Source organism: Streptomyces sp. NBC_01003 (assembly GCF_045162695.1).
GTDB lineage: Bacteria > Actinomycetota > Actinomycetes > Streptomycetales > Streptomycetaceae > Streptomyces.
The window spans coordinates 6080001-6093216 of the sequence record NZ_CP108707.1; the positions used below are offsets into that span (position 1 = coordinate 6080001).

Annotated in this window: 9 protein-coding genes and 2 rRNA genes (1 of these 11 running past the window's edge); 6 read left to right on the plus strand and 5 right to left on the minus strand. The window is 70.4% G+C overall.

The features are described 5' to 3' along the window. Together OG698_RS27815 and rrf are read left to right on the plus strand one after the other, a co-directional pair. Positions 1-1251, plus strand: a 23S ribosomal RNA gene (locus OG698_RS27815); it begins 1871 nt to the left of the window's first position. Positions 1252-1340: 89 nt separating this feature from the next. After that, positions 1341-1457 (plus strand): 5S ribosomal RNA (gene rrf, locus OG698_RS27820). Between the two features lie 112 nt (positions 1458-1569). On the opposite strand, the gene OG698_RS27825 is transcribed toward rrf, so the two are convergent. The 5 genes from OG698_RS27825 to OG698_RS27845 are packed head-to-tail and all read right to left on the minus strand — an operon-like array spanning position 1570 to position 7139. Further along, complete coding sequence (locus tag OG698_RS27825; protein WP_406106159.1) at positions 1570-2880, minus strand: DUF58 domain-containing protein; 1311 nt, start codon at positions 2878-2880, stop codon at positions 1570-1572. Between the two features lie 18 nt (positions 2881-2898). Further along, the gene (locus tag OG698_RS27830) at positions 2899-3891 is read right to left on the minus strand and encodes a MoxR family ATPase (RefSeq protein WP_199842108.1); all 993 of its coding nucleotides are present in this window, start codon (positions 3889-3891) and stop codon (positions 2899-2901) included. Continuing rightward, a complete protein-coding gene (locus OG698_RS27835; RefSeq protein ID WP_406106161.1) occupies positions 3888-5147 on the minus strand; it encodes a DUF4350 domain-containing protein in 1260 nt (419 codons plus the stop codon). The genes OG698_RS27830 and OG698_RS27835 overlap by 4 nt, the downstream gene beginning before the upstream one ends. Further along, positions 5144-5842 (minus strand): DUF4129 domain-containing protein, encoded by a 699-nt coding sequence (locus tag OG698_RS27840; protein WP_406106162.1) that lies wholly within the window; start codon positions 5840-5842, stop codon positions 5144-5146. The genes OG698_RS27835 and OG698_RS27840 overlap by 4 nt, the downstream gene beginning before the upstream one ends. A 4-nt stretch (positions 5843-5846) precedes the next feature. Beyond that, positions 5847-7139, minus strand: coding sequence for a glycerophosphoryl diester phosphodiesterase membrane domain-containing protein (locus OG698_RS27845; protein ID WP_399984034.1), 1293 nt, complete (start codon positions 7137-7139; stop codon positions 5847-5849). Between the two features lie 140 nt (positions 7140-7279). On the opposite strand from OG698_RS27845, the gene mtnA reads away from it, so the two are divergent. From mtnA to OG698_RS27865, 4 genes are all read left to right on the plus strand, one after another. Further along, a complete protein-coding gene (gene mtnA / locus OG698_RS27850; RefSeq protein WP_406106163.1) occupies positions 7280-8428 on the plus strand; it encodes an S-methyl-5-thioribose-1-phosphate isomerase in 1149 nt (382 codons plus the stop codon). A 4-nt stretch (positions 8429-8432) separates the two neighbouring features. Next, a complete protein-coding gene (mtrA, locus tag OG698_RS27855; protein ID WP_382625012.1) occupies positions 8433-9122 on the plus strand; it encodes a two-component system response regulator MtrA in 690 nt (229 codons plus the stop codon). A gap of 1 nt (position 9123) precedes the next feature. Next, positions 9124-11205, plus strand: a complete 2082-nt coding sequence (mtrB, locus tag OG698_RS27860; protein WP_406106165.1) for an MtrAB system histidine kinase MtrB — start codon at positions 9124-9126, stop codon at positions 11203-11205. A 94-nt stretch (positions 11206-11299) separates the two neighbouring features. After that, the gene (locus OG698_RS27865; protein WP_406111322.1) at positions 11300-13090 is read left to right on the plus strand and encodes an LpqB family beta-propeller domain-containing protein; all 1791 of its coding nucleotides are present in this window, start codon (positions 11300-11302) and stop codon (positions 13088-13090) included. The last annotated feature ends 126 nt before the right edge of the window (positions 13091-13216 follow it).

Genomic DNA, 13216 nt, shown 5'->3' on the forward strand with positions numbered 1-13216 from the left:
ACTATGGTTAAGGAACTCGGCAAAATGCCCCCGTAACTTCGGGAGAAGGGGGCCATCACCGGTGATTGAATTTACTTCATGAGCTGGGGGTGGCCGCAGAGACCAGCGAGAAGCGACTGTTTACTAAAAACACAGGTCCGTGCGAAGCCGTAAGGCGATGTATACGGACTGACGCCTGCCCGGTGCTGGAACGTTAAGGGGACCGGTTAGTGCACTTTCGGGTGTGCGAAGCTGAGAACTTAAGCGCCAGTAAACGGCGGTGGTAACTATAACCATCCTAAGGTAGCGAAATTCCTTGTCGGGTAAGTTCCGACCTGCACGAATGGCGTAACGACTTCTCGACTGTCTCAACCATAGGCCCGGTGAAATTGCACTACGAGTAAAGATGCTCGTTTCGCGCAGCAGGACGGAAAGACCCCGGACCTTTACTACAGTTTGATATTGGTGTTCGGTTCGGCTTGTGTAGGATAGGTGGGAGACTTTGAACTCTGGACGCCAGTTCAGGGGGAGTCGTCGTTGAAATACCACTCTGGTCGTGCTGGATGTCTAACCTGGGTCCGTGATCCGGATCAGGGACAGTGTCTGATGGGTAGTTTAACTGGGGCGGTTGCCTCCTAAAGAGTAACGGAGGCGCCCAAAGGTTCCCTCAGCCTGGTTGGTAATCAGGTGTTGAGTGTAAGTGCACAAGGGAGCTTGACTGTGAGACCGACGGGTCGAGCAGGGACGAAAGTCGGGACTAGTGATCCGGCGGTGGCTTGTGGAAGCGCCGTCGCTCAACGGATAAAAGGTACCCCGGGGATAACAGGCTGATCTTCCCCAAGAGTCCATATCGACGGGATGGTTTGGCACCTCGATGTCGGCTCGTCGCATCCTGGGGCTGGAGTCGGTCCCAAGGGTTGGGCTGTTCGCCCATTAAAGCGGTACGCGAGCTGGGTTTAGAACGTCGTGAGACAGTTCGGTCCCTATCCGCTGTGCGCGTAGGAATATTGAGAAGGGCTGTCCCTAGTACGAGAGGACCGGGACGGACGAACCTCTGGTGTGCCAGTTGTCCTGCCAAGGGCATGGCTGGTTGGCTACGTTCGGAAAGGATAACCGCTGAAAGCATCTAAGCGGGAAGCCTGCTTCGAGATGAGTATTCCCACCCCCTTGAGGGGTTAAGGCTCCCAGTAGACGACTGGGTTGATAGGCCAGATCTGGAAGCCCGGTAACGGGTGGAGGTGACTGGTACTAATAGGCCGAGGGCTTGTCCTCAGTTGCTCGCGTCCACTGTGTTGGTTCTGAAACCACGAACAACCCCACGTTTGTCACAGAGCGTGGTGCGGTTGACAGTTTCATAGTGTTTCGGTGGTCATAGCGTGAGGGAAACGCCCGGTTACATTCCGAACCCGGAAGCTAAGCCTCACAGCGCCGATGGTACTGCAGGGGGGACCCTGTGGGAGAGTAGGACGCCGCCGAACTATTTTTGAAGAAAACCCCCGTAACGGATGAGAATCCTGTTACGGGGGTTTTCTGCGTTGTGTGCGAGTCTCAGGTCGGTCCCTTTTCAGGGACCGACCTTTTTTCGTGCATTCAGAGCCGGCCCGCTGCCTTCAAAGCGAGGTAGGCGTCCGCCAGTGCCGGCGCGAGGCCATTCGGGGTGGCGTCGACGACCGTGACTCCTCGGCGGATGAGCAATTCCGCCGTGCGGCGGCGTTCCGCTTGGGCCTGGGCCGCGGCGGCGGCGTCGTAGACCGCTTCGGTGTTTCCGCGGGAGCCGGCCATTTCCGCGATCGTCGGGTCCGCCACCGAAGCCACCAATACGGTGTGGCGTTTTGTGAGGCGGGAGAGGACCGGGAGGAGGCCCTCCTCCACCGGAGCCGCGTCGAGGCTCGTGAGGAGGACGACGAGTGAGCGGCGGGGTGCTGTGTGCAGGACCGCTGCCGTCAGGCCGCGGGTGTCCGTTTCGACGAGTTCCGGCTCCAGTGGGGCCATGGCGTTGACCAGGGCGGGCAGGAGTTCGCCTGCCGCGCGGCCCTGAACCAGGGCGCGGATGCGGCGGTCGTAGGCGAGCAGGTCGACCCGGTCGCCGGCCCTGGACGCCAGTGCGCCGAGGAGGAGCGCGGCGTCCATCGAGGCGTCGAGGCGGGGTGCGTCGCCGACGCGGCCGGCGGAGGTGCGGCCCGTGTCGAGGACCAGAAGGATGTGGCGGTCGCGTTCCGGGCGCCAGGTGCGGACCGCGAGCGTGGACTGGCGGGCGGTGGCGCGCCAGTCGATGGAGCGGGTGTCGTCCCCGGGAACGTACTCGCGCAAGCTGTCGAATTCGGTGCCCTCGCCGCGCGTCAGGACGCTGGTGCGGCCGTCGAGTTCGCGCAGGCGGGCCAGTTTCGAGGGCAGGTGCTTGCGGCTGTGGAACGGGGGGAGGACGCGGACCGTCCAGGGGACGTCGTGGCTGCCCTGGCGGGTGAAGAGGCCCAGCGGGCCGTACGAGCGGATCGTCACCCGGTCGGCCCTTCGGTCACCCCTACGGGTGGGGAGCAGACGGGTGGTGATGCGGCGGCGTTCGCCCGGGGGGATCGTCACGCGGTGGCGGGATGCCTCGACCTCGGTGCCGGGGAGCCAGCTGCTCGGTGGCCAGGCGTCGCGGAGCTGGGCGCGCAGGGGGCGGCGCGAGGGGTTGGTGACGGTGAGGGTGACGTCGGCCGGGTCGCCCAGGCGTACTGCGGTGTCACCCGAACGGGTAAGGCGCAGGCGTCGTACCGGGGCGGCCAGGGCGAAGTCGCAGGCGCAGGCCAGGGCCAGGGGGGTGTTCACGGCCAGGATGCCGGTCCAGCTGGGCTCCCAGATGCCTACGGGGAGGGAGCCCAGGGCGGCGAGCAGGGCGGTGCGTCCGGTGAGGGCCATGGGGTGCGGAGCCTTGCGTCAGCGGGGAACGGGGACGTGGGCCAGGATCGCGTTGATGACCGAGTCGGGCGTGACGCCCTCCATCTCGGCCTCGGGGCGGAGCTGGATCCGGTGGCGGAGCGTGGGCAGGGCGAGTGCCTTCACGTCGTCGGGGATGACGTAGTCGCGGCCCGTCAGCCAGGCCCAGGCGCGGGCCGTGGACAGGAGCGCCGTCGCGCCGCGCGGGGAGACGCCCAGGGTGAGGGACGGGGATTCGCGGGTGGCGCGGCAGATATCGACGACGTAAGCCGTGATCTCGGGGGAGATCGAGGTCTTCGCCACGGCTGCCCGGGCGGTTTCCAGGTCGGCGGCGGTGGCTACGGGGCGTACGCCCGCGGAGCGCAGGTCGCGCGGGTTGAAGCCCTGGGCGTGGCGGGTCAGGACGTCGATCTCGTCCTGGCGGGAGGGGAGGGGGACCGTGAGCTTGAGGAGGAAACGGTCCAGCTGGGCCTCGGGGAGGGGGTACGTGCCCTCGTACTCGACGGGGTTCTGCGTCGCTGCGACCAGGAAGGGGTCGGGGAGCGGGCGGGGGGTGCCGTCGACCGTGACCTGACGTTCCTCCATGGCTTCGAGGAGGGAGGACTGGGTCTTGGGCGGGGTGCGGTTGATCTCGTCCGCGAGGAGGAGGTTGGTGAAGACGGGGCCGGGCTGGAACGAGAACTCGGCGGTGCGGGCGTCGTAGACGAGGGAGCCCGTGACGTCGCTCGGCATCAGGTCCGGGGTGAACTGGACGCGCTTCGTGTCGAGTTCGAGGGAGGCGGCGAGGGCGCGTACGAGGAGGGTCTTGGCGACTCCGGGGACGCCTTCGAGGAGGACGTGGCCGCGGCAGAGGAGCGCCACGACGAGGCCCGTGACCGCGGGGTCCTGGCCGACGACGGCCTTGGCGATCTCCGCGCGCAGGGCCTCCAGAGACGCCCGTGAGCTGCGGGGATCTCCGGTGGGCCCGGCGTTGTCAGTGGTCGGGGCCATCATGAGTGGCGTACCTCTCTTTCGAGGGCGTCGAGTTGGTCGGCGAGGGCTATCAGGGCCGCGTCGTTGGCGGGCGGCGGGCCGAAGAGGAGGGGGCGTGGGTCCTGGCCGGGGGCGTGGAGTGCGGCGGTCAGGGCGGGGAGCAGGGTCTCGGGCGTGTGGGCCTGGGACGGGGGGACGCCGATGAGGGGGGCGAGGCGGGTGCGGGTGGCGGTGCGCAGAGCGGAGGCGGCGCGGTCGCGGGCGTTGGCCTTGCGGTAGAGGCGGGCGCGGCCTTCGACGGCTTCGGAGGCGCGGATCGGCACGGGGAGGCGTTCGGGGACCAGCCGGCCGAGGCGGCGGCCGCGCCAGAACGCGGCGAGGACGGCCGCGATGAAGAGTTGCAGGGTGCCCCAGAACCAGCCCGAGGGGAGCAGGTCGAAGAAGCTGCGGCGCTCGGAGTCGGTGGCCGCGGCGTCGTCGGAGAGGGAGGGGAGGTACCAGACCAAGTGGGGGCGGGAACCGAGGAGTTGCAGGGCGAGCGAGGCGTTGCCGTGCTTGTCGAGACGTTCGTTGAGGAAGATGTCGGGGGCGCCGATGAGGACAGTGTCGCCGCCCTTGGCCTCCGGCAGGCGCAGGAGGGTGGGGAGGCTTTCGCTGCGATAGCAGGTGTCGGCGTCCGTGGGGTACGTGGCGTAGCGGCGGCCGCCGGTCTCGGCGTCGCCGGCGCGGCGGGCGTCGGACAGGGAGCAGCCGGGGCGTGCGAGTGCGTCGAGGCTGGGGGCGGGGTCCGCGGTGACGTCGGGGGCGAGCGTGTCGAGCGAGGGGGCGGCGGGGGCGATCAGGACGGTGCGGCCGCCGGAGTCGGTGGTGGCGGCGTGCAGTTGGGCCTGCTGGCGGTCGGTGAGCAGGTCCGGGGACGCGACGAGGAGGGTGGTGTCGGGGCCTGCCGCGTCGCGGGCCTCGGCGGTGGTGGTGACCACGCGCGTGGAGACGCCCCGGGCGGCCAGGAGTTGGGCGACGGCGCGGCTGCCGGCCGGGTCGGCGGAGCGCGGGTCGAGGCGGCCGTGGGCGGCGCCGGAGCGGACGAGCGCGATGACGACGGCGGCGATCACCAGGATCACGGCGGCGATGAGCAGGCCGCGCGTGCGGGTCCAGAGCTGGCGTGGGGTGCGGGCCGTGGAGGTGGCCGAGGGCTGCTCGCCGGGGTTCGCCGGTGCGGCGGAGTCCTGTGCGTTCGGCGGGGTGGCGGCGGGGGCCGCGGGGTGCTGGGTGGTCACTCGGCGGCTCCTCGGGGGGAACTGCCGGTGAGCGTGGGCGTGGTGCGGTCCACCTCGGTGTCGAGCGTGGTGAGGCGCTCGTACGTCTGCGGGGTGGCGGTGCGGCCGCCGTATGTGACGTCGTCGAAGTCGCGGGCGGCGGTGCGCAGCCGGTCCGTGTGGGCGGGCAGGGTGCGGCCTGCTTCGGTGGCGGCCTCGTCGGCGGTGCGGCCGGGACGCGGGTCGAGGAGTGCGCGCTCCTCCAGGGAGCGGACGATGGCGCGCATCCGTTCCTGCACGGCCTGGGTCCAGTGGCCCTGGGCTGCGTGTGCCTCGGCGGCCGCGCGGTGTTCGGCGGCGCTGCGGGGGCGGTCGTCGAAGAGGGCGGCGGTGGAGTGGGATGAGCGGTGCGGGGTGCCCAGGCGCCACCACAGGGCGAATGCGAGGGCCACGACCGCGAGCACGATGACGAGCAGGCCGAATCCGCCGCCGGGGGTCGCCCCGGCGGCGGCGGAGAACAGCTTGTCGAGCCATTCCCAGAAGCGGTTGAGGCCCCGCTGGAGGAGGCTCGGGTCGTCCTGGTGGTACGCGGGCTCGGACAGTTCGCGCCGGGCCGCTTCCCGCGCGGGGTCGCGCGGGATGGTCACCGGTGGTTCGTCGCCGCCGGTGCGCGAGCGCAGCGCGGCAGCCCAGAGCACTCCCCCCGCCGGGCTCACCGCATCAGCTCCCCGGGGTGGGGCCGGTGGTGTCGCCGTAGCTCTGGAGGCCTGCCGCGCGGCCGAGTTCGAGGTCGAGGGCCTCGCGGCGGATGCGCTGGTCGATGTAGAGGAGCACAGTGACGCCCGCCGTGATCGGGAACGTGAGCATGGAGCCGATCACGGAGCCGACGCCGGTGACGATGAGGAACGTCCAGCCGAGGTCGCCGGTGCCGCCGTCGAGGAATCCGCTGACGCTTTCGCCGCCCATGGCATCGGCGAGGAAGGTGAACGGGATGACGATGATCGACGAGACGAGTCCGGCGATGATCCCGGCCAGCAACTGGATGCCGAAGACCCGCCACCAGGAGCCGCGGACCAGCTTGGCGGAGCGGTTCATGGACTTCAGGATGCTTTGCTTCTCCAGCATCAGGGCGGGCGAGGCGAGCGAGAAGCGGATCATCAGCCAGATCGCCAGGACGGCGCCGCCGAGGGCGCCGAGGGCGATGAGCGGGGCGCCGGCGTCCGAGGAGCCTATGACGGCGACGAGGATGCCCGGCAGCATGCAGACGAGCAGGACGGCGGCGGCGATGAGCGGCAGGAGGAGCGTCAGGCCGGCCAGCTTGAGGAGCTGGGGCTTGGCGTCCTTCCATGCCTCCCCGGTCGACACGGACTTGCCGAGTACGGCCCGGCTGGTCACGGTCGTGAGCAGGGCCGTGGCGACGATGGTGCCGAGCAGGTAGACGATCTGGACGACGCCCGAGCTGACCAGGGTGTCGCCGACGGCGCGCGTCAGTTCGCTCGCCGTGGCGCTCGGGTCGTCGAGGGCGTCCATGTTCGTCGAGTTGTTCAGGACGAGACCCTGGAGGAGGACGATCACGATCTCGATGAGTACGGCGACGGAGAGCGAGATCCCGAGGACGGTGCGCCAGTGCGCGCGCATCGTCGACACGGCGCCGTCCAGGATCTCGCCGACGCCGAGCGGGCGCAGCGGGATGACACCCGGCTTGGCGGCCGCGGGCCTGCCCTGCCAGGAGCCCCATCCGGCGCCGTAGCCACCGCCCGGGCCGCCGTAGCCGCCACCACCGCCGGGGCCCGCGGGGCCTCCGGGCGGTCCGCCGCCCCAACCCTGGGCGGGAGGCGACGGAGGGGGCGGGGCCTGGCCCTGGCCGGACGGGGCGGACCACTGCGCGGGCGGCGGCTGCTCCTTGGACCACTTCGGGTCGGGAGCGGCGTCCTTGCCGTCCTGGGCAGGCTGGTCGTCCTGGCCGTCGGAGGGGGCGGATCCGGGCGAGGCCCAGCCCGGAGTGTCGTTCATCGTCGCTCCTTCACGGTGCCCGGCCGCGGTCGCGGCGGCAGCTTGGCGCCCATCGTGCCACGGTGTGGCTCCGAGTTGACCGGGTGCCGTATGGGCTGCACACCTTCAATTGTCCGCCGGGTACGGGGCAGACTGGGCGGATGGCTGATCAGTACGCGCAAACCGGCGACGACAAGCGGCCCACCGACATACCCGTACTCCGATGGGAGGAGCCGGCCGAGGGGCCCGCGCTCGTCCTGCTCGACCAGACCAGGCTGCCCGTGGAGGAGGTCGAGCTGGTCTGCACCGACGCGCAGGGGCTCGTCCAGGCGATCAGGACGCTCGCCGTGCGGGGAGCGCCAGTCCTTGGCATCGCGGGGGCGTACGGCGTCGCCCTGGCCGCTGCACGGGGGTTCGACGTGGACGAGGCGGCGGTCGCGCTGGCCGGCGCGCGCCCCACAGCCGTTAATCTCGCGAAGGGGGTGCGCCGGGCCCATGAGGCGTACAGGGCCGGGCTCGGGGCCGAGGGGGACCGGGAGCGGGCCGCCCGGGACGCGCTCGCCGCCGCGCGGGCGCTGCACCGGGAGGACGCCGAGGCCAGCACCGCCATGGCCGGGCACGGCCTCGCACTGCTCGACGAGCTGATGCCGGGCGGACAGCACCGGATCCTCACGCACTGCAACACGGGGGCGCTGGTCTCCGGGGGCGAGGGCACCGCGTTCGCGGTGGCGCTCGCCGCGCACCGGGTGGGGCGGCTGACGCGGCTGTGGGTGGACGAGACGCGGCCGCTGCTCCAGGGTTCGCGGCTAACCGCGTACGAGGCGGCGCGGGCGGGGATGGCGTACACGCTGCTCACGGATAATGCGGCGGGGTCGCTGTTCGCGGCCGGTGAGGTGGACGCGGTGCTGGTCGGGGCCGACCGGATCGCGGCGGACGGTTCCGTCGCGAACAAGGTGGGGACCTATCCGCTCGCGGTTCTTGCCAAGTACCACCATGTGCCGTTCATCGTGGTGGCGCCGGGTACGACCGTGGACCCGGACACCCCCGACGGAGCGTCCGTCGAGGTGGAGCAGCGGGCCGGACATGAAGTGACGGAGGTCACGGCACCCCAGGTGCCGATGGCCGGGGTTGAGGCGGGATGCGTGTTTCCGGTGGCTCCACTGGGGACGCAGGCGTACAACCCCGCATTCGATGTGACGCCGCCCGAGTTGGTGACGGCGATCGTCACAGAGTGGGGAGTGGTTTCCCCTGTGACAGCTGAAGGACTGGGCGAGCTGTGTGCCAGGTCACGCCAGGTAACGATTAAGTAATGGGATGATGTGGCCTATGAAGGGACGAGTCCTTGTCGTCGACGACGACACCGCACTGGCCGAGATGCTCGGCATTGTGCTGCGTGGTGAAGGTTTTGAGCCGTCGTTCGTAGCTGACGGCGACAAGGCGCTGGCCGCTTTCCGTGAGGCCAAGCCGGATCTGGTCCTTCTGGACCTGATGCTTCCCGGCCGGGACGGCATCGAGGTGTGCCGCCTGATCAGGGCGGAGTCCGGGGTGCCGATCGTGATGCTGACCGCGAAGAGCGACACGGTGGACGTCGTGGTGGGCCTCGAGTCGGGCGCCGACGACTACATCGTGAAGCCGTTCAAGCCGAAGGAGCTCGTGGCCCGTATCCGGGCGCGGCTGCGGAGGTCCGAGGAGCCCGCGCCCGAGCAGCTCGCCATCGGCGATCTGGTCATCGACGTGGCCGGGCACTCCGTGAAGCGTGAGGGGCAGTCGATCGCGCTGACACCTCTGGAGTTCGACCTCCTGGTGGCGCTCGCCCGCAAGCCGTGGCAGGTGTTCACGCGCGAGGTCCTCCTCGAGCAGGTGTGGGGCTATCGGCACGCGGCCGACACCCGCCTGGTGAACGTGCATGTGCAGCGGCTGCGCTCGAAGGTCGAGAAGGACCCCGAGCGTCCGGAGATCGTGGTGACCGTCCGTGGCGTCGGTTACAAGGCCGGACCGAGCTGACGTGTCCCGCGACAGTGCCGCTCCGGCACCCGGGGGGCCGGGAATCCGCTCGGGGCGGCCTGTGGGACCGACGGCCGGGCGTGGCTCCGTGCTGCGCCGGGTCCTCGACGGCGGTCTGCTGCTCCAGGGCGGGATGAACGGCAGCCCCGTGCTGCGCCTGTTCACGCGCTGGGTGCGGCGGCCGCTGCTGCCCGCCAGGCGCCTGTGGCGGCGCAACATCCAGCTCAAGATCGTGGTCACGACGCTGCTGATGTCGCTCGGTGTCGTGCTGCTGCTCGGCATCGTCGTCATCGGCTCCGTGCGCAACGGCCTGCTCGACGCCAAGGTGAAGGCGTCGCAGAGCCAGGCCGAGGGCGGCTTCCGGGCCGCCAAGGACAAGGCCGACACGGCCGCGGCCGGGGCGCGCGACGGGGCGACGACGGACAGCCGCGCCCCCCTGACCCCGAACAACTGGATGAGCGAGCTGGTCACCCAGCTCTCCTCCGGCGGCCAGAGCGCCTTCGACGTCGTGACGCTCAGCCCGCCCGGGGCCGACAGCGGCGACAGCGTGCGCGGACCGCGGGCCTCCGGCGGCGTCCTCGACCCCAGCGTCCCCGACGACCTGCGCGAGCGGGTCGAGAAGATGACGGGCGCGTCCCAGGAGTACACGCGCATCGTCTACGAGGACGGCAAGGACTCGCAGCCCGGCCTCGTCATCGGCAAACAGATGACAGACCCGAAGGGCCACGCCTACCAGCTGTACTACCTCTTCCCGCTCACCCAGGAAGAGAAGTCGCTCGGCCTGGTCAAGGGCACGCTCGCCACGGCCGGACTGTTCGTCGTGGTGCTGCTCGGCGCCATCGCCTGGCTCGTCGTACGGCAGGTCGTCACGCCCGTACGGATGGCAGCCGGCGTCGCCGAAAGGCTCTCCGCGGGACGCCTCCAGGAACGTATGAAGGTCACCGGCGAGGACGACATCGCCCGGCTCGGTGAAGCCTTCAACAAGATGGCGCAGAACCTGCATACGAAGATCCAGCAGCTGGAGGATCTGTCGCGGATGCAGCGGCGCTTCGTGTCCGACGTGTCGCACGAGCTGCGGACACCGCTCACGACGGTGCGCATGGCGGCCGACGTGATCCATGACGCACGCGTGGACTTCGACCCGGTCACCGCGCGGTCGGCGGAACTGCTCGCCGATCAACTGGACCGGTTCGAGTCACTCCTGTCGGACCTCCTCGAGATCAGCCGCTTCGACGCGGGAGCGGCCGCCCTGGAGGCCGAGCCGATAGACCTGCGGGAAGTCGTACGGCGTGTGGTGGGCGGCGCCGAGCCGCTCGCCGAGCACAAGGGCACGCACGTGCGGATCGTCGGGGACCAGCAGCCCGTGGTCGCCGAGGCGGACGCGCGGCGCGTGGAGCGCGTCCTGCGCAACCTCGTCGTCAACGCCGTCGAGCACGGCGAGGGCAGGGACGTGGTCGTGCGGCTCGCCGCGGCCGGCGGCGCGGTCGCCGTCGCCGTACGCGACTACGGCGTGGGCCTGAAGCCCGGCGAGGCCACCCGCGTCTTCAGCCGCTTCTGGCGCGCCGACCCGGCACGCGCGCGTACCACCGGCGGCACGGGCCTCGGCCTGTCCATCGCCCTCGAGGACGCCCGGCTGCACGGCGGCTGGCTCCAGGCGTGGGGCGAGCCCGGCGGCGGATCGCAGTTCCGGCTGACACTGCCGCGGACGGCGGACGAACCCCTGCGCGGGTCCCCGATACCGCTGGAGCCGGAGGACTCGAGGCGCAACCGCGGCCTGAGCGAGGCAGGGCTACCGCTCGGCGGGGGCGCCGGCAAGCTGGCGACGGTCCCGGCGCAGGCAGTGGGCACGCCCCGCGTGCCGTCGCCCGTACCGGCGAAGGAACCGGCCGCGCCCCGGTACGCGGTCGACCCCGCGGCGCTGCCCGGGAACGGCTCGCGGGTCGTGGCCCGCGGTGACGCGGCCGCACCGGCGGCACGCAGTCAGGACACCGGGGGTCCGAAGGGACCCTGGGACGAGCAGGCCGGACCGGCCGAGGGGACCGGCGGCAGCGGCGAGGGAAGCGGGGGCGGGCGTGCGTGGTGAGCGGGGGCGGCCACAGTTGGCCGGACGGCGGCGCAGGCTGCGTACAGGTGTGCTGCTCGGCTGCGGCGCACTGGTGCTCAGCGGCTGCGCGTCCATGCCGGACAACGGCGGACTCCAGGCCGTGGAGGCGTCACAGCGGCCCGACTCGCAGGTGCGCGTCTTCGCGATGCCGCCCCGCGAGAACGCCGGGCCCGTCAGTATCGTCGAAGGCTTCCTCGAAGCGCTGACCAGCGACGATCCGCAGTACACGATGGCGCGCAAGTACCTCACGGAGAAGGCCGCCAAGGGCTGGCACCCGGAGGAGCGCACCACCGTCCTCACGGACGGACCGAGCACGGGACAGGCGAGCAGGCCGAGCGCCGGCGACGAGGGCCGTACGTTCAGACTGAGCGGCCATCAGGTCGCGTTCGTGGACCAGCAGCAGGCGTACCGGCCCGAAGGCACCTCGTACAGCAAGACGCTGCACCTCGTGCAGGAGAACAGTCCCAAGGGCAAGCAGTGGCGCATCGACGGGCTGCCGCAGGGCGTCGTCCTCGGGCAGTCCGACTTCCAGCGCATCTACCAGTCCGTCAACAAGTACTACTACGCGCTGGACGAGTCCCCCGGCGGCGCGGAGAGCGGTGGGGGATCGGGATCGGGTTCGACCAGCCGTCAGAAGAGGCTGGTCGCCGACCCCGTGTACGTACGCCAGTGGATAGACCCCCTCACGCAGACGGTGCGCGCCCTGCTTTCGGGGCCCACGCACTGGCTGAACCCGGTCGTGACCACGACGTTCCCCTCCGACACGCGGCTGCGCAAGGGCGTGAAATCGCTCGCGCCCGACGACGAGAACAATCTGAAGGTCCCGCTGAACGCAAAGGCCGACCACGTCGGGCAGGCCCGCTGCAAGGAGATGGCCGCCCAACTCCTGTTCTCCCTACGGGATGTGACGTCGGCGAACGTGTCACAGATCGAGCTCGAACGGTCGAACGGGTCGCAGTTGTGCGTCCTGAGCGAGAGCGGTGCCGAGGCCCTCGTGGAACCCCGCACCTCCGGGTCCGCCGACGACCAGTACTTCCTGGACGACAAGGGCAGGCTCGTGCAGATGTCGGGCGCATCCCGCACCACGAAGGACCCGGAGCGGGTGCCGGGGCCGCTCGGCGACGGCGAGCAGCGGATGCGCTCGGTCGCCGTCTCGCGCGACGAGACGCAGGCCGCGGCCGTGTCGAACAACGGGAGCGCCCTGTTCGTCGGGTCGTTCGTGTCGGGTGCTTCGCTCGGCGACGCGGTCGTACGCAGCAACGCCAAATCCGAGAAGGACCGGCTCACGACGCCCAGTTGGGACGGGCTCGGCGACCTGTGGGTGGCCGACCGCGACCCGAAGAAGCCGCGGCTGCTGATGTTCGGCCGGGGCATGGCGGACGAGATCCACGAAGTCGACGTCTCCGGGCTCGACGGCGGGCGGATCGAGGCCGTGAAGGTGTCGGCCGACGGGGTGCGGATCGCGCTGCTCGTGGCCGAGGAGGGCAGGACCACGCTGCGGATCGGACGGGTCGAACGAGACTCCGGGCCGGACGGCAAGCTGTCGGTCTCGGTCGACGAACTACGCGCCGCGGCACCCCAGATGGAGGAGGTCACGGCCATGTCGTGGGCCGGCGGAAGCCGTCTCGTCGTGGTCGGACGCGAGTCCGGGGGCGTGCAGCAGCTGAGTTACGTCCAGTGCGACGGCTCGGCGCCGACGGGGCAGGCGCTGCCCGGCCTGACGGGCGTGAAGGAGATCGCGGCGTCCGAGGACGACCGCCTGCCACTCGTCGCCCACTCGGACGACGGGATCGTCCGGCTGCCGCCGGGGCTGCCGTGGCAGACGGTGCTCAAGGACGGGACAGCGCCGGTCTATCCGGGGTAGGGGCTGGGGACGCGGCGGCCGTGAGACGCGCCGTGCTCCCCTCTCGCCGGACGGAGTTGAGTCCTCCGATTGCAACGAAGTGTGCACGTCCGGGAGTTGTCCACAGGCAGTTATCCACAGGGGTGG